Annotated in this window: 21 protein-coding genes; 3 read left to right on the top strand and 18 right to left on the bottom strand. The window is 62.5% G+C overall.

What is annotated here, in order from left to right:
- Positions 1-35: 35 nt before the first annotated feature.
- Positions 36-2,996, top strand: coding sequence for a Tn3 family transposase (locus V3B30_RS01815; RefSeq protein WP_107379589.1), 2,961 nt, complete (start codon positions 36-38; stop codon positions 2,994-2,996).
- A gap of 6 nt (positions 2,997-3,002) precedes the next feature.
- Here the strand turns inward: V3B30_RS01815 and V3B30_RS01810 are convergent, their stop codons facing one another.
- From V3B30_RS01810 to V3B30_RS01800, 3 genes are read right to left on the bottom strand one after another with little or no spacing between them, the layout of a single operon-like run.
- Positions 3,003-3,263, bottom strand: coding sequence for a GDCCVxC domain-containing (seleno)protein (locus V3B30_RS01810; RefSeq protein ID WP_088375505.1), 261 nt, complete (start codon positions 3,261-3,263; stop codon positions 3,003-3,005).
- Positions 3,217-3,510, bottom strand: coding sequence for a cation transporter (locus V3B30_RS01805; protein WP_046430611.1), 294 nt, complete (start codon positions 3,508-3,510; stop codon positions 3,217-3,219). Before V3B30_RS01805 ends, V3B30_RS01810 begins: the two co-directional genes overlap by 47 nt.
- Before the next feature lie 8 nt (positions 3,511-3,518).
- On the bottom strand, positions 3,519-3,875 hold the full coding sequence (locus tag V3B30_RS01800; RefSeq protein ID WP_046430614.1) for a mercuric transporter MerT family protein: 357 nt from the start codon (positions 3,873-3,875) through the stop codon (positions 3,519-3,521).
- Between the two features lie 42 nt (positions 3,876-3,917).
- Between V3B30_RS01800 and V3B30_RS01795 the strand changes: the two genes are divergently transcribed.
- The gene (locus tag V3B30_RS01795) at positions 3,918-4,340 is read left to right on the top strand and encodes a MerR family transcriptional regulator (RefSeq protein WP_046430629.1); all 423 of its coding nucleotides are present in this window, start codon (positions 3,918-3,920) and stop codon (positions 4,338-4,340) included.
- Here the strand turns inward: V3B30_RS01795 and V3B30_RS01790 are convergent.
- The gene (locus tag V3B30_RS01790) at positions 4,337-4,660 is read right to left on the bottom strand and encodes a TonB-dependent receptor (RefSeq protein WP_234368020.1); all 324 of its coding nucleotides are present in this window, start codon (positions 4,658-4,660) and stop codon (positions 4,337-4,339) included. The two genes, V3B30_RS01795 and V3B30_RS01790, sit on opposite strands and share 4 nt — an antisense overlap.
- Positions 4,661-4,706: 46 nt before the next feature.
- Between V3B30_RS01790 and V3B30_RS01785 the strand changes: the two genes are divergently transcribed.
- On the top strand, positions 4,707-4,928 hold the full coding sequence (locus tag V3B30_RS01785; RefSeq protein WP_234368021.1) for an arginase family protein: 222 nt from the start codon (positions 4,707-4,709) through the stop codon (positions 4,926-4,928).
- Here V3B30_RS01785 and V3B30_RS01780 read toward each other — a convergent pair.
- The 14 genes from V3B30_RS01780 to V3B30_RS01715 form a co-directional block, all read right to left on the bottom strand.
- Positions 4,925-5,458 (bottom strand): DUF305 domain-containing protein, encoded by a 534-nt coding sequence (locus tag V3B30_RS01780; protein ID WP_049395165.1) that lies wholly within the window; start codon positions 5,456-5,458, stop codon positions 4,925-4,927. The genes V3B30_RS01785 and V3B30_RS01780 overlap by 4 nt on opposite strands.
- A gap of 74 nt (positions 5,459-5,532) precedes the next feature.
- Entirely contained in the window at positions 5,533-5,847 is a 315-nt protein-coding gene (locus V3B30_RS01775) for a hypothetical protein (RefSeq protein ID WP_049395166.1), read from the bottom strand.
- A 28-nt stretch (positions 5,848-5,875) separates the two neighbouring features.
- Positions 5,876-8,197: a copper-translocating P-type ATPase gene (locus V3B30_RS01770; protein ID WP_262082605.1), complete on the bottom strand. Its 2,322-nt coding sequence runs from the start codon at positions 8,195-8,197 to the stop codon at positions 5,876-5,878.
- Between the two features lie 61 nt (positions 8,198-8,258).
- Entirely contained in the window at positions 8,259-9,188 is a 930-nt protein-coding gene (gene copD / locus V3B30_RS01765) for a copper homeostasis membrane protein CopD (protein WP_017354978.1), read from the bottom strand.
- 10 nt (positions 9,189-9,198) lie between these two features.
- Positions 9,199-9,582 carry a copper homeostasis periplasmic binding protein CopC gene (copC, locus tag V3B30_RS01760; RefSeq protein ID WP_005413416.1) on the bottom strand — a complete coding sequence of 128 codons (384 nt, stop codon included), beginning with the start codon at positions 9,580-9,582 and terminating at the stop codon, positions 9,199-9,201.
- A 178-nt stretch (positions 9,583-9,760) separates the two neighbouring features.
- Positions 9,761-10,111: a four-helix bundle copper-binding protein gene (locus V3B30_RS01755; protein WP_012480213.1), complete on the bottom strand. Its 351-nt coding sequence runs from the start codon at positions 10,109-10,111 to the stop codon at positions 9,761-9,763.
- A gap of 70 nt (positions 10,112-10,181) precedes the next feature.
- Positions 10,182-10,547: a DUF411 domain-containing protein gene (locus V3B30_RS01750; protein ID WP_019184727.1), complete on the bottom strand. Its 366-nt coding sequence runs from the start codon at positions 10,545-10,547 to the stop codon at positions 10,182-10,184.
- Between the two features lie 173 nt (positions 10,548-10,720).
- The gene (locus V3B30_RS01745; protein WP_012480215.1) at positions 10,721-11,230 is read right to left on the bottom strand and encodes a nuclear transport factor 2 family protein; all 510 of its coding nucleotides are present in this window, start codon (positions 11,228-11,230) and stop codon (positions 10,721-10,723) included.
- A gap of 19 nt (positions 11,231-11,249) precedes the next feature.
- On the bottom strand, positions 11,250-11,771 hold the full coding sequence (locus V3B30_RS01740; RefSeq protein WP_234368022.1) for a cytochrome c: 522 nt from the start codon (positions 11,769-11,771) through the stop codon (positions 11,250-11,252).
- On the bottom strand, positions 11,690-12,022 hold the full coding sequence (locus V3B30_RS01735) for a hypothetical protein (protein ID WP_234368023.1): 333 nt from the start codon (positions 12,020-12,022) through the stop codon (positions 11,690-11,692). Before V3B30_RS01735 ends, V3B30_RS01740 begins: the two co-directional genes overlap by 82 nt.
- A 12-nt stretch (positions 12,023-12,034) precedes the next feature.
- Positions 12,035-13,453: a copper resistance protein B gene (locus V3B30_RS01730; RefSeq protein WP_107379591.1), complete on the bottom strand. Its 1,419-nt coding sequence runs from the start codon at positions 13,451-13,453 to the stop codon at positions 12,035-12,037.
- Positions 13,450-15,318 carry a copper resistance system multicopper oxidase gene (locus V3B30_RS01725; protein ID WP_107379592.1) on the bottom strand — a complete coding sequence of 623 codons (1,869 nt, stop codon included), beginning with the start codon at positions 15,316-15,318 and terminating at the stop codon, positions 13,450-13,452. Before V3B30_RS01725 ends, V3B30_RS01730 begins: the two co-directional genes overlap by 4 nt.
- A 109-nt stretch (positions 15,319-15,427) precedes the next feature.
- The gene (gene copL, locus V3B30_RS01720) at positions 15,428-15,847 is read right to left on the bottom strand and encodes a transcriptional regulator CopL (protein WP_107380821.1); all 420 of its coding nucleotides are present in this window, start codon (positions 15,845-15,847) and stop codon (positions 15,428-15,430) included.
- A 174-nt stretch (positions 15,848-16,021) separates the two neighbouring features.
- Positions 16,022-16,372, bottom strand: coding sequence for a helix-turn-helix transcriptional regulator (locus tag V3B30_RS01715; protein WP_107379593.1), 351 nt, complete (start codon positions 16,370-16,372; stop codon positions 16,022-16,024).
- Positions 16,373-16,401 lie beyond the last annotated feature (29 nt).

The following is a 16,401-nucleotide window of genomic DNA, read 5'->3' as shown; positions in this document are numbered from 1 at the left end:
CGGCGTTACCCGCACCCTGACCGAATGAGGCTTCAATGGCGTCGATCGAACGGACCGCGTATCCCCAGTTCAAGCGCAATCCCGTCGTCCGGGAACTGGTCGCCGCCTATACGCCGACCGACGCCGAATTGGCCTTCATCACCGACAATGCTCGCCAACCGGGCCATCGATTGGCGTTGGCACTGCTGCTGAAATCCTTCCAGCGACTGGGCTACTTCCCCGCAATCGATGAAGTGCCCGCTGCGGTCGTCCGGCACCTCCGCAACGCGCTGCGGTACCGGGTCCAGACCAAGCCCGCCGACATCGCGCCGAACAAGCGCTACCGCTATTTCCAGCGCATCCGGGATTATCTTCAGGTTCGGGCTTACGCCGACGGCGGCCTCGACGTGGCCGCCCGCGCCATCCATGAAGCCGCCGCAGTCATGGACAATCCGGCCGACCTGATCAACGTGGCGATCGAACAGCTTGTCCGCGATCGCATCGAACTGCCTGCGTTTTCCGCGCTGGATCGCCTGGGGCGCCGGATTCGCACCTTGGTCAATGGCCGTTACTTCGCCCTCATCGACGCGCGGTTGACGTCGGAGGAGAAGCAACGGCTGGACGATCTGCTGGTCGTCACCGACGCTCGCATCAAGAGCCCGCTGCAGGCCATCAAGCGGTTGCCAAAACGCTCCTCGCTGCAGCACTTCCAGGAACTAATCGACCATATCGCGGCGTTGGACGAACTGGTCAGCAGCGAACTGCATCTGGCGGACGTACCGGAACTCAAGCGCAAGCACTTCGCGGCCGAAGCCCGGGTGCTGGACGCTGCCGAGTTGCGCGACTTCGGCCCGGCCAAGCGACACGCGCTACTGCTGTGCCTGATCCATCGCGCCCGGGTGCAAACCCGCGATGACCTGGCGGAGATGTTCATCAAACGCATGGGCAACCTCCATAACCGCGGCAAAGAGGAACTGGAGCGACTACGTGCGCGCTATCGCGAGAAGACCGAGGCCATCGTCGCCACGATGTCGGATGTGATCCAGGTGCTCGACCGTCACCCGGGCGACACCGATGCGGGGCGGGAAATTCGCCGGTTGGTCAGCACACGCGGGGGCGTTCAGACCCTGCAGGCCGATTGCGACGCGATCGCCGCACACAGCGGCGACAACCATCTACCACTGCTCTGGCCGTTCTATAAAAGCCACCGCGCCACCATCCTGCGCATGGTGCGCATGCTGGACCTGGAATCCACCACCGAAGACCGTTCCTTGATCAACGCGATCGAACTGATCCTGTCGCAGGAGCGCGCCCGCGGCGACTGGCTCGACGAACCGGTCGATCTGGCGTTCACGACCCAGCTTTGGCGGAAGACCATCACCCATCGCACCGAGCAGGGCGAGGAGCGCATTCGCCGCCGTCTGTTCGAGGTATGCGTGTTCTCGTCGCTGGCGAACGAGCTCAAATCCGGTGACGTGGCCGTGCGTGGTTCGGAAACCTACGCCGATTACCGCGAACAGCTGCTGCCCTGGGAGCAATGCGAACCGCTGCTGGACGACTACTGCCGCCAGGTGGGCTTGCCGACCTCTGCGGTGGGATTCGTCAATGCCTTGCAGTCCAAACTGATACAAGTCGCGGACCTGACCGATCAGGGTTACCTGGAGAACGGCCAGGTGATCATCGGCGACGACGGGTTGCCGGTACTCAAGCGCCACAAGGCCAAGGACATGAGCAGCGGTGCCCGCGCTTTGGAAACCGCGATTCTTGCTCGCCTGCGCGAACGCAGCGTCATCGAGATCCTGTGCGACGTGGCCCACTGGACCCGCTGGCCACGGCATTTCGGACCGCTGTCCGGATCCGACACCAAGATCGACCAGCCCACCGAACGCTACGTGCTGACGGCATTCACCTACGGCTGCAACCTCGGCCCGGCCCAGGCCGCCCGGCACCTCCGTGGCGCCGCTTCCGCGCACATGCTGTCGTTCGTCAATCGTCGTCACGTGGATGCGAACAAGCTGGCAGCGGCCTGCCGCGACGTCATCAACAGTTACGCCGGCCTGCAGCTTCCCAAATTCTGGGGCGATGGCAAGCGTGCCGCAGCCGACGGTACCAAGTACGACCTGTACGACCAGAATCTGTTGGCGTCGTACCACATCCGCTATGGCGGCTACGGTGGCATTGCCTATCATCACGTCTCGGACACCTATGTGGCGCTCTTCAGTCACTTTATTCCGTGCGGCGTCTGGGAAGCGGTGTACATCATCGACGGACTGCTGAAGAACACTTCCGACATCCAGCCCGACACCGTTCACGCCGATACCCAAGGTCAGTCGCTGCCGGTCTTCGGGCTATCGCACCTGTTGGGCATCCAGCTGATGCCGCGCATCCGCAACTGGCGCGATTATCGGTTCTTCCGTCCGGACGAGGACAGCCGCTACGAGCACATCGATGCGCTGTTCCGGGAGGACATGGACTGGGACCTGATCGAGACCCACTGGAAGGATCTGATGCAGGTGGTGCTGTCGATCAAGTCCGGCAAGATCGCCGCCTCGACGCTGCTGCGAAAACTGGGTAACTACAGCCGCAAGAATCGCCTGTACCAAGCCTTCCGGGCGCTTGGCGCCGCAGTGCGCACGTTGTTCCTGCTGCAATACATTTCTGACCGCGAACTGCGTGAGCAGATCACGGCCTCCACCAACAAGGTCGAAGCCTATAACGGGTTCTCCAAGTATTTCTTCTTCGGTGGAGAGGGCGTCATTGCCGATAACGATCCCCTCGAACAAGAGAAGGCGGTCAAGTACAACGACCTAGTCGCCAACGCCGTCATCTTTCATAACGTGGTCGAACAGACCCGCATCATCAAGACGCTGATGCGAGCAGGTTGGAAGATCACCCCGGAGGACGTGGCTGCACTCAGCCCCTACGTGACCAGCCACGTGAAGCGCTTCGGCGATTACCTGATCGACGTGGACGCTCTTCCGGAACCGTACGAAATCGAATTGGCCTTGGCCGCGTAGCGTGGGTCAACTTGTACTGCCGCAGCAGGGGCTGTGTTGCTGGATGGGCGGGCACGGCACCGTGCCGTAGGAACAGAACACACAGCAATCGCCTTCCTTGGGGCGCAGCAGAGTATGGCAAGCCGTGCACTCGTAGAAGAATTGACACGCCGTGGTGGGCATGGTCTCGGTCGCCTGGTGCCCGCATGCCGGGCATGCCAGCGTGCTTTGCAACTTCACCTCAGCCACCGTTCGCGTCCGCCTTGGCGGTGGCCGGAAAGCCAGCATCGGTGATGGCCTTCGCGATGGCGGCCGCGTCGGTGCGCTCGGCATCGAAGGTCACGGTCACGGTGGCGCCCTGAGTGTCGACACGGCGCGCCGTCACGCCCGGCACGTTGTCCAACGCCTTTTCGATCGTGATGCTGCACGCCGGGCAGGTCATGTTTTTCACTTGTAGGACAACTTGCTTTGGGGTAGCCGCCCAAGCCAGGCCCATCCATGCCGTGAATACCAAACCGAGAAGGATCTTGCGCATGGAGACTCCTACAGGAACCAGCCGATGTAATAAGGGAAGAGCAGCAGCATCGCGATCAATCCTGTGGCAATCCATAACCAGCGCCGACGGCGTCGCAATTGCATCGGATCGACGCAGGCTCCGTCGTTCCGGCAACGTGACGCCGGGCGATACAGCGTCCAGAACGCCCAGCCCAGGCACGCCAGCGTGGCAACGCTGAACCAGGGACGCCACGCATCCAAGGCGGTGAGGTTGGCGATCCAGGCCCCGCTGACACCCATCAGGACCAGCACCAAGGGCACGACACAACACACGGACGCGCCAATAGCCGCGACCGCGGCGCCCAAGAGGGCAGGTAAGGAGGACTGTGCGGGACGTTGGGCCATACCCGCATGTTAATCTCCGTACCTGAGTACGGAGTCAAGCCGATGGCCACCCACGTAATGACGATCAGTCGGCTGGCCGCGGCCGCTGGTGTGCATATCGAAACGGTCCGTTATTACCAGCGGCGAGGCCTGCTGCCGGAGCCTGAGCGCCCAATGGGCAGCGTGCGCCGGTACGGCCCCAACGAAGTCGGCCGGCTTCAGTTCATCCGTCGAGCACAGACGATGGGATTCAGTCTCGACGAGATAGCGGGGCTGCTGGAGGTCAAAGGCCAGCGCGCCTGCGAGCAGACGCGGCAACTGACCGAACAGAAATTGGCCGAGGTGCGCCGACGCCTTGACGAGCTAAGACAATTGGAAGTCGACCTTGAGCATTTGGTGGAGGAGTGTCGCCACGTGGTGACAGGCGCGCCATGCCCGACGCTCGATCTGTTGGCGCAACCAGTCGAGAAGAAAAATATCGGCTAACTCATTACCCTGAAAGAATTATTTGAGTTTTGTGGGGCATTTTTACACGTATCTCGGCTGAACCCCGGGTTGTTCTGCACAAACGGCGCCTTCTTATCGAGCACGTTTTCAACGCCGGCGGAGATATCCCATTTCTTCTTAGTGCCGTAGCTCAGTTGCAGGTTGTGGTACACCACGCTGGACACATGCGAGCCGATCGTGCCGGGCACGGCGATGATGTCGTCCGCGCTGCCGATGTACTGCGCCGAATAGACGCCGGTCCAACGGTTCTTGCCCATACGCAGTGAGCCCAAGCCACGCCACTGGGTGTAGCTACCCAAGCCGCTGGTGATCTTGCCGGCGTACTCAATGGTGGTGGCCCCGGGCGTGAGCGCCCCCAACCCACGCGGGGTGAGTCTGGAGGTCCTGGAAGCCCTGCTGGATCTGGTCATGGCGTCGGGCAAGGTACGTGTGGTCGACGTGGCGGAACTGTGTCCGCCCCTGGATCCGGATCAAGCCACCGCACGTGTGGCCGCGCGTTTGATCCACCGCATGGTCAGCGCGCAGGCTCAGTGGGGTGACACCGGCTGGCAAAAGGCAGTGAGCTAGCGGGAGCGCTCAGCCAGAAGTTGTTTCATCTGGGCGATCTCCTGCTTCTGCGAGGTGATGATCTCCTGGCAGAGCTTGACCAGCTCGGGATCCTTCAGGCGGTTTTCCTCGCACATCAGAATGGCGCCGGCATGATGGGGAATCATGGAGCGGATGAACTGCCGATCTGTCACCGCGGCCTGCGTGCGAATTCCCCACCAGCAGAACAGCATGAACACCACGGTCACGCCGGCCAGGATCAGATTGCGCCGACGATCGGGGTACATGCTGGACATTAGCCAAAGCTCGATCAACAGCATCGGCGCGGCCATCAGCCCTGCCATGTAGAACTGGTTGACGTTGTGATAGACGTTGGCCAACTGATCGACCATGGCATACATCAGGGCGTACATGGCCAGGAACGACAAGGCCATCATCAGCAGCAGGCGACCGTAGTGGCCCTGATGCGTCTGACCGGAACTTCCGTGCGAGGCGTGTTGCTCTGAATGCTGCGTGTGCGTGCTTTCGTGCTTACCGTGCGAAGAAGACATGTCGATCTCCGTGGGAATGGCAGAACATCGCCGAATCCCGGGAGCCAATGAACCAGCCCCCGGGGAGATAGCAGTTACATACCCTTGCCGGCAGCGAATTCCTGCGGGCTCAGCTTGCCGTCCTTGTTGCCATCAAGCATGCCGAAGTGCGGCGCGAGCTTGTGCTTGGCCAGTTCTTCCTTGGACAGCGCGCCATCCTTGTTGGTATCGAGCTTGGTGAAATCGGCATCGGCCGCGGCCGGCTTGTGCTGACCATGCTCCTGCTTCTTGTGGTCCATCGGCTTGTGCTGACCGTGGTCGGTGGTGGGCGTGGTGGTCTGGCCGCCGGCGAAGGCCGCGCCCGCCATCAGAAACAGGGCCATCATCGAGAGGGAGGCATAACGCTTCATTGCAGTACTCCTTGTGGGATATGAGCCATCAGTGACAGGAATGGCCGCGCGCAGGCTCATCGGCGCGGTCAGGGGGGGAGGTGGCAACAACGGTGGAGCCGGACAAACGCAAGGCATTGGTGACCACCGAAACCGAGCTCAGGCTCATGGCCAGGGCCGCCATCATCGGACTGAGCAAAAGGCCGAAGCTGGGATACAGCAGGCCGGCGGCGATAGGCACGCCGATGGCGTTGTAGACGAAGGCGAAGCCCAGGTTCTGCTTCATGTTGGCCACCGTCGAAGACGAGATGGCACGGGCTTGCACGATGCGCCTCAGATCACCCTTGACCAGGGTGAGCTGGGCGCTGGACATGGCCACATCCGTGCCCGTCCCCATCGCGATGCCCACATCGGCTGCCGCCAGGGCCGGCGCATCGTTGATGCCGTCGCCAGCCATGGCCACACGACGACCCTGGGCTTTGAGTTGCTGGACCAGTTCGGCCTTGTCCTGAGGTTTGACGCCGCCACGCACATCCTCGATGCCCAGCGTGCGCCCCACGGCCTCGGCCGTCGCCTGTGCGTCACCAGAGGCCATCACCACGTGCAGGCCATCGGCACGTAGCAGGTTCAAGGCAGGCAAGGTCGTGGCTTTGATGGGATCTGCTACCGCAATGGCGCCGGCCAATCGTCCATTGACCGCCAGGAACATCACGCTGGCGCCTTCCTTGCGCAGACGCTCGGCGCTGCTCTGCAAGGGCGCAACATCAGCCCCTACCGATGCCATCAAGCTTTGGTTACCAAGCACGACATCCTGATCGGACACGCGCCCGCGAACGCCTTGACCGGTGAGCGAATCAAAATCTTGGGCGGTCACCAGGATCAAGCCACGTCGCTGGGCTTCAGCCACGATAGCCTCGGCCAAGGGGTGCTCACTGCCCTGCTCCAAGCTGCCAGCCAAGCTGAGGATCTGATCAGCATCGAAGCCGGCGTAGGAGAGCGTGTCGCGAAAGGCTGGACGCCCCTCGGTCAACGTACCGGTCTTGTCCACGATCAACGTGTCGATCAGACGTAGCTGTTCGATCGCCTGAGCATCGCGGAACAGGACCCCGACCTGCGCAGCGCGGCCAGTGGCGACCATGATCGACATGGGGGTAGCCAAACCCAAGGCACACGGGCACGCAATGATCAGAACCGATACGGCATTGAGGACGGCAAAAGTCCAGGACGGTTCGGGTCCAAACAGGCCCCATCCGAAGAACGTGAGCACCGCCGTGGCCAGCACGGCCAGGACAAACCAGTACGCCACCTTGTCCGCCATACGCTGCATCGGCGCGCGGGAGCGCTGGGCTTGGGCTACCAACTGCACAATCTGCGACAGTACCGTCCCGGATCCGACTTTGTCCGCCCGGATGACCAAGGCGCCCGTCCCGTTGAGCGTGGCGCCTATAACGTGATCACCGACAGCCTTCTCCACCGGAATGGGTTCACCGGTCAGCATCGACTCATCGACACTGGTGCGGCCTTCGATGACTTCCCCATCGACCGGCACCTTCTCGCCCGGTCGTACGCGAAGCAGATCACCCACGTGCACGTGATCCAGCGCAACGTCCTCTTCGCCCCCATCGGGTTTGACGCGGCGAGCCGTCTTGGGCGCCAATCCCAGCAGGGACTTGATGGCCGCCGAGGTTTTGGAACGCGCCCGCAGTTCCAGCAGCTGTCCGAGCAGGGTGAGCGAGACGATGACCGCTGCCGCCTCGAAGTAGACCCCTACCCGTCCATGCTCGCGGAAAGAGTCCGGAAACAGGCCCGGTGCCACGGTGGCCACCACGCTGTAGCCAAACGCGGCGGCCACGCCGATGCCGATCAGCGTCCACATGTTGGGGCTGCGATTGCCGATGGACTGTAGGCAGCGCTCAAAGAAAGGCCACCCCGCCCAGAGCACCACCGGGGCGCTCAGCACGAGCTCAATCCAGGTGCGTGCCTGCGTGGACAAGCCGGGCAGACGATGTCCCAGCATGGCCAAGACCAGGACGATCAAGGTCAAAGGCAACGTCCACCAGAAGCGTCGGGTGAAATCGCGTAACTCCGGATTGTCGTCCTCCTCCAGCGAGGGCATCTCCGGCTCCAGCGCCATGCCGCAGATCGGACAGGTGCCGGGACCTGGCTGACGAATCTGCGGATGCATCGGGCAGGTGTAGACCGTGGCGTGGGTACCGCTGGGTTGGGCCACCGCTGCTGGGGCGGTCACTTCAACTTGCTGGGGAGCATCGTCCGTATAGCGGACGGGATTGGTGATGACCCGTCCATCCGCAGCCTCGACAGGGGCTGCGCCTGCAGAATGGTGATGGTCATGGGACGACGGTGAGTTCATGCCGATGCTCGCTTTAGTGGGGATGGACTGCCAAGGCAGTGTGCCATTGCGGGTTACACAGCTATTCGGGGCTGAGCGTCCCGAGCACTGAAACAACAATCAGGATCAAGATGGCCAGCGCGGCCTCAGCCGTAACACTCTGCCGCAAAGCCCGCACCTCCTGCGCGGGATCTCCGCTGGTCAGCGCTCGTTCCAAGCGCGGCACCAGCGTCCATCGGTGCAGCGCTCCCAAACCCAGCATTCCAGCGAACAGGGCCAGTTTGAAAAGCAGCAACTTCCCGTAGGTGCTCTGGAACAGGGCCGAAAACGACCACGCGGTGAGATCCCCGTAGTGCGCGATGCCGGACACGATGAGCGCACCAACGAAGATCGTTCCCAGCGTCGAAAAACCATGCAGAAAGTCATGCGTTGATCGCAGACGCCCGCTGCCGTTCGTCTCTTTGCCGCGCAGCAGCATGGCAAGGAACATCAGGACCGCTGCGATCCAGCCGCCTGCCGCGAGAAGATGGACGATGCCTGCAGCAAGCCGGACCGCGCCTGCCAAGCCCTCGCCAGCGGCGGCGTGGCCGTTCCATGCCAGCGAAGCGAGTGCGCCGCCCGCCAGCATCGCCCCCAGCGGGAAGGCGGTCTCCACCTTCCCGCGGCGACGATGCCATCCGAGCACGAACATCAGAGCGACCAGCAGCGCGCCTCTCGCCATGGCTGCCCGGCCCGCGGACGTCTCGAGCAGATACCAGCCAAGCGATGCGCGATCAACCTCGGCAAGCGGCATTCCCATGATGCCCGCGGTCTTGAAGACGACATCGAGCCCGGTGAGCACGAGACCGGCTACGGCACCCGCCAATAGAACGCCCATGAGTGACCACCCGGCCAAGGCGTCGGCGAGTGCCGATCGACGCGACCCGTACCAACCGAAGAGTGGAACCCCGAAAAGAACCATGATGACAAGGTATTCCAAGAATCTCAGTGCATAAGCCGACAGGTCGAACATTCGCGACTCCTCAGCGCACCGTGAAGCTGAAGCTGCCCGGCATGGGGTGGTTGTCACCACCGACGGCGCGGTATTCCACGGTATAGACGCCCGGAGCCAGCGGTCCAGGCAACTTGGCACGCAGGGTCTTGCCGTTGTTGACGATCTCGGTCGTGAAATTCTCGATCGGCATGGTGGAACTGCCGTGCTTCATGAGCAACTTGAGACGCGACGCCCGCGGAATCAATGTCTCGTTGAACACGAGATCGATCTGGCCTGGCGAGGCCACCACCGCATTTGCCGCCGGTGTGGACTGCTGCAGCGCGGCGTGGGCGTGCGCGACCTGCAGCGAAAACTGCCCGGCCGCGATTGCGAGGACGAGCGCGAAGGAGCGAATGACGTTGGACGACTTCATATGGATAAATCCTCATTGGAATGTGATGCAAAGCCCGTTCGGGAGGGGCCGCGCTGTGTTCGATGCGACAAGCGTTAGATGTCGGACTGTCACTGAAACCACGATTTGTCGGATTTTCTTGATACTTCCGCTTTCGCGAGACGAGGATCCCACCGGCTCAGGCGGGATCCTCGACGCATTACGCTGCCATGGCGCTGCAGCTTTCCGCGCAGCGGCGACAAACTTCGGCGCAGCGCGTCATCTCAGGGTCGTTCATGGCGTCGCATGCATCGGCGCACTGGCGGCAGATCTCCGCGCAGGCACCGCAAACCACGTCGTGAACGCTGGCACCGCGCAGCATCGCGTCGGCACTGGTTGCGCAGGTATCGGCACACGTCGCCAACAGGGCGATGTGCTCCGGGGCCGCGTGAACACCTCCTTTGGTCAGGCAGTAGTTGATGGTCTCCAGGCAGATCGCATGGCATTGCGTGCAGTTGTCGATGCACTCGTTCATGGCCTGGGGCCGGTGTGCTGCGGAATGGTGAGTCATGTAGTTCTCCTTCTTCCTCGCGGGCGAGAATCGGCGCGCCCGCAACACCGTCCCCTGTTGCTGCGACGGATCAGTGCTGTGCGAACGGTTCAGTGGTTCCGTCGCGATGGATCAGCTCGACCGTGAACGGCTGCTGGCGTCCCTCCGGGACCTCCATGCCCGGAGAACCAAGCGGCATCCCTGGGAGGACCAGGCCGCGTGCGTTCGGCTTTTCTTCGAGGAGACGCTTGATGTCCGCGGCCGGAACGTGGCCTTCGATGACGTATCCGCCGATCTCGGCCGTGTGGCAGGAGCCCTTTGCATAGGGGACACCCAACCGCTCCTTGACCAGACCCAGGTCATCCATGTCGTGCACATCCACGGTGAATCCCGCCTTCTGCACGTGGTCGATCCAGACACCGCAGCACCCGCAGGTCGGGGTCTTGTGGACGGTCATGCGTGGCAGGGCTGCTGGAGTCGCGTCGGCTGATTGGACGACAACCTGTGCGGAGGGCGAGGTTGTGGGTTGCGCGGATGAAGCATCCTGGGTGCAAGCACCCAGACCAGCCACGGCAAGGACCACAAAAGTCAGACGGTGCAATGTGAGCGTAGTCATTTCAATCTCTCGACTCAGCGCTTGGTCCGCGAGGACCAGTGGATGTGGACGATCCGCCAGCCGTCCGCGGTCTCCTTCAGCACCATCGTCTCGGCGCTCTGGACGGTCAGTGGCTGGCCGTCCTTCTGGGCATGCAACTCGCTTTCGGTTCCGACCCACGCGAACTCGCCAGCGGCTCGTGCGCGCTGACGGAGCAGCTGGCGATGGGCGCCCTTGAGGAACGCCGCATCGCTGACTGCGTGATGGCCCATGTATTCCTCGCGGCTGCGTTCGGCGCCCCCGGACTCGAGGATGAGAACGTCGGCAGCGAGCAGGGCTTCGACCGTGGCCAGATCGCCGCTAGACAGGGCCCTGTTGAAACGCTCCGCTACGGCGACCGCGGCCTCTGCAGTGACTGGGACGTCGACGTCCGCAGATGCCGCGGCAGCGGGGTGATGTGCGTGCGGCTGTGTCGCCTGCGCCATTGCGGGGGACACGACGGCCAGTGCCAGTGCGAGGGTGAACGAGATTGCTGTTGCGTTCATTGCGTGGGCTCCAAGGAGATCAATGGGTGTGCGCATGGCCGTCATCGGCCACGGGCGTGTGTGGTGCAGGGTGCGACTCCACCTTGCCGTCGGGATGGCCGTGGCTCACCAACCCGACTTCCGTGTCGCTGGGTGTCGGGCCGTGGTGATCGTCGTCCACGCCCGGCTGGTGCGCATGCGGCATGGAGTTGTTGCCCGGCTCGAATAAGGCAGGGTGATCCTCGGCCTTTTCGTCGTCATGGTGGCCTTGCGTCTCGCCGCCGCCATGCGAATGGCCCTCGCTGCTGTCGACAAGTTCCTTGTACGCAGTCGCGTCCAGCGTGGGCAACTTCTGCAGGAAGGCCGACATGTTCCATATGAACTCATCGTCCATGCTGCCGCCCCAAGCGGGCATGCCGCTGGCCTTGATGCCGTGCTTGATCACCCAGAACGCCTCAGCTGGAGCGACCGGCTGTTTGCTTAGGTTCGGTGGCGCGGGGTATACAGGCCCTTGCTCATCTCGGTGGCCGCCGCGTCTGGTGAAAGATGGCAGGTCACGCACATGGCGTTGTAGTTGCCCGCACCCTGGCGGATACGCTCAGGATCATCAAGGTTCGTGGGTAGCTGAAGCTTGGCGGCGCGCACCTCAATGGAACGCTCGCGCGCCGTTTCAAGTAGCGCATACACCGGGCGACTATGCGGATCGTCGGCGGCCACGTTGTACACGCCCAGAGAGACCGTGGCGGTTGCGACCACCGCAACCAATCCCAAGCCGGCACCGAGCCATACCCACATCTTCTTGTTGGATTTCATTGTCAGTTCCCCTTAGAACCAGGTACGAAGGCCGATGACCAAGCGCGTGTCTTCAAAGGACTCGCCATGCTCGCGTCGCATGTCTGCGGTATTGCCAAACGCGCGCTCGTACACCACGCCGATGTAGGGAGCGAACTTTCGGGTGAACTCATAACGAAGTCGTAGCCCCGCCTCAGCGGTACTCAGACCCGAACCTATCCCGCGCAATGGATCGTTCTTGCCATAGGCGGTGACTTCCACCAGCGGCTGCAAGATCAGCCGGTTGGTTAGCAGCAATTCGTACTCGGCCTCGACATTGGCGGCCGTCTGGCCCCCTTCGCCGAGATAGGCTGTGGCGGACACTTCGAACTTCATCGGCGCCAAGCCCTGTACACCGATAGCGGCGAAGTTCTGCGATGCCCCAGGCTTGAAGTCATGACGCACACCGGCCACCACATCCCACCATGTGGAGATACTGCGGCCGTAGAGCACTTCCAGATCAGCCGACTCGGTCTGACCATCCGTGCGTTCGCCTTCACTGCGGAGCCAGACGCGATTGAGGTCCGTACCGATCCAGCCCTGGGCCTCCCAGCCCAGCCCGGTGCCCGGATCGGCATCCCAGGTTTCCAGGCGATTGAGCAGCACATAGCTTTTGATCGAGTTGTCATGCACCGGATGCGCGTGTTCCGGCGCGATGGCCGCCTTGCGATCCGCGTCCGTCACCGCGGGAATCGGGGTGCGCGGCTGCGTTGGCGCTGCAGGCCCGTGTCCCATCTGACTGTGGTCCATGCCCTCCATTGATTGCATTCCCGCTTCTGGTGTAACGGGCGCGGGCGAATCATGGTCCATCTGCGAATGGTCCATCCCCTGCATCGCAGGCGTGGCCGTGCCGGAGGTGTCGGCCGCCGCGGGCTGTGCCATCTGACTGTGATCCATGCCCTGCATCGACTGTGTCTGCGCTTTGGGCGTTGCGGGTGTGCTCGGAGGCGCGCCGTGCCCCATCTTGGAATGGTCCATCCCCTGCATCGCAGGCGTGGCCGTACCAGAGGTGTCGGCTGCAGCGGGCCGTGCCATCTGACTGTGATCCATGCCCTGCATCGACTGCGCCCGTGCTGTGGGCGCCGCAGGTGTGCTCGCGGGCGAGCCGTGCCCCATCTGCGAATGGTCCATGCCCTGCATGGCAGGCTCGGCTGCTTTAGCCGGCGGCGCGGCGTGGCCCATCGCCGCATGATCGATCGTCGCTTCGCTCGTCTTGGCCGGTGTTGCAGGCGTTTGGGCTGGCGCAGGTTTTGATGTAGGCGCCTGATGTGCAGAGTGATCCTGAGTCTGCGCGCCCTGCTCCATCGGCATGGAGCCGTGCTGCATGGATTGGGCGCTGGCCGCATTGGCCAGGGCCAGCGAGATAGCCAGCGTCAGCGCAGTCAGGGTGGTATCGCGTCTATTGATGTTCATTCGTCGACCCTCACCGTGCGCATCATTCCGGCTTCCATGTGATAAAGCAGGTGGCAATGGAACGCCCAGCTGCCCAACGCATCGGCTCGCACGCGATACGTCCGTCGGCTACCCGGCGGCATATCCACCGTGTGCTTGCGCACCATGAAGTTGCCGTTGTCGTCCTCCACGTCACTCCACATCCCGTGCAAATGGATGGGATGGGTCATCATCGTGTCGTTAACCAATACGATGCGCATACGCTCGCCGTAGTTCAGCCGCAGCGGCTCGACATCGGAAAACTTCTGACCGTTGAAGCCCCAGGAAAATTTCTCCATGTGTCCGGTCAGATGCAGCTCGATCTCGCGACCGGGGTCGCGTCCGTCAGGGTCTTCAAAGGTGCTCTTGAGCATGGAATACGTCAGTACATGACGGCCGTTATCGCGCAGGCCATTACCCGGATCATCCAAGCGCGAACTCACGCTCATGGCCTGGTTGTCCAACAGGGGATTGTTGGTCTCGCTGGCCGGGTGTGATTGCATGCCCCCGTGCTGCATGCCTGCCATGGCACCATCGCCGGCGGCGGGCATCGCATGGCCTGCATGGGCCGAGGTCGCGTTACCGCTGGCAGGTGGGGTCATGCCAGGCATGCCCATGGCCGCACCACAGCCGCCTTCCATGCCCTTGCTGCCGCCAGCCATATCCATCGATCCATGATCCATGCCCATGTCTGCCATCGTCAGCAGCGGCCGGGGATCCACAGACGGAACGGGCGCGCGTAATCCTTCGCGCACGGCGAGCGTGCCGCTGACGTAGCCGGTGCGACCGGAGTCTTGGGCAAAGATGGTGAATGCGTCCTGCCCGGAGGGCTCCACGATCACATCGAAGGTTTCTGCGACCGCGATGCGGAACTCGTCGACGGAAACCGGATGGACATACAAGCCATCTGCCGCCACCACGGTCATCTTCAGCCCCGGAATACGCACATCGAAGTACGTCATGGCAGAGCCATTGATGAAACGCAGGCGCACCTTCTCGCCACTGCGGAACAAACCGGTCCAGTTGCCCAGTGAGGTCGTGCCGTTCATCAGGTAGGTGTAGGTGTTGGCGTTGACGTCGGACAGGTCTGTGGGCGTCATCCGCATCACGCCCCACATCTTGCGATCTTCCAACGTTGCCGACAGGCCGTTGCGCTTCACATCGCGCGCAAAATCGCCGACCGTGCGCTTGTAGTAATTGTCATGGCCCGGCATCTTCTTCAAACGATCGAACAGGGCCGTCGGGTCCAGGTCTGTCCAATCGCTCAGCATCACGACGTAGTCGCGATCGAAGCTGAAGGGCTCCGGCTCCAATGGGTCGATGACGATCGGGCCATAGAGCCCGGCTTGTTCCTGGAACCCTGAGTGGCTGTGGTACCAGTAGGTGCCGCCCTGATGCAGGGTGAACCTGTAGTGGTAGGTCTCACCACGTCCGATACCGTCAAAGCTCAGGCCCGGCACGCCGTCCATGTTGGCCGGCAAAATGATGCCGTGCCAATGGATGGAGGTGTCCGCGCCATGGATGGAGTTAGCGGGCAATGCATTAGAGACACGCAAGTTGACCGTGGTGCCTTCCCGCCACCGCAGCAACGGCGCCGGAACGGACCCGTTGACCGTGATCGCGGTGCGGGTCTTGCCGGTGAAGTTCATCGGCGTCTCGCCAATGGTCAGGTCGAACTCGGTGCCCGACAGTACGTTATGTTGCCCCGGCCCCTTGAGCGCCCAACTGGCTTTGGGCCAGAAACCTAATCCTGCGACTGCGCCTCCCAAGGCCAAGCCTTGGACAAATCGCCGCCGCGAAGGCAGCAGCGGTCCACCGAGTGGACCACGAAAATCATCATGCGACATGAGAATGCTCCAAGCGTCGTGTTGCCACCGGCGGGCGGTGGTACAGAGCGGGCGGCTGGCCTAAACAGGCATGCCACACCAGCAGCGCCATCGCGGCGCCTAGGGACGCTTAGCCGATCGGTGGTCGGATCAGATGAGGCAAGGCAGGTGCCGCATGCCCGAGGGGCAGCGGCATGACATCCAGGCCCAAGGCCAGTTGCACCGAAACATGCAGGCGCGCAGGAAGTGCGCTCGCGCAGGCGTGTACGCAGGCGCACCGGCACGCAGAAGACTTGCAACAGTCGGGACCGGCATGGTCGCCATGCCCAGTGCCAGCCTTTTCAATCGATGTGGCATCGGGATGATGCTCAGCACTGTGATGGGCGATGCAGTCTTCGACCACTTGCACCGCGGCAGCCACTTCGCTGGCTTGCTCTTCCATGACCGGGCTCATACTGACGGACGCAAACGCCGACCACGCGCCGTTGAGCACGAGCATGGCGATCAGAAGCAGTCGCAGTAGTAGTGAGGAGGCTGACACGGGCGACATGGTAAACCACTTTAGACAAGGCGCGCGTGTATCGGTCGTGAACAAAATCTCAAGCAGGACTGAGATGCCGCGACTTGTCAGTCGCACTAGCCACGGCTATTGCAGTTCCCTCCAAGAGCACCCGAAGGGCGGATTGAGGCGAAGAGTTGCCCATAGGGCGAGCGCTTGTTCGGTTTACTTCTCGGGCGTGGCCTCGATCAGCGTCACCAACTCGCGCTTCTGCTGCTTGCTTAGCGAGCCCCAGCGCAGGAGCAACTTGGCCAGCAGATCATCGTCGGTGTAAAGGAAGGCGGCGGGGATCCCCAACGCTTGGGCCAACCGCTCAGCAGTCTCCAGCTTGGGCTCGTGCTTGCCACGCTCGTACTGGTTGATTCGGGGGCTGGCTACGTGAGGATCCAGACCGGCCCGGATGCCCAACTCCTTCTGCGACAAACCCGTGTGCAGGCGGGCTTGTTTGAGGCGTCGAGCGAAGGTCGGTGTTGAGTCGACGGACAAAGTCACGCGCGCACCCCATGGAGACCCCATAAGGATGGCGGATGTACCCTGGCTTGCAT

This window comes from Stenotrophomonas sp. SMYL41 (assembly GCF_036319965.1).
Taxonomy (GTDB): Bacteria; Pseudomonadota; Gammaproteobacteria; order Xanthomonadales; family Xanthomonadaceae; genus Stenotrophomonas; species Stenotrophomonas maltophilia_R.
This window is presented reverse-complemented; position numbering and strand designations above follow the sequence as displayed.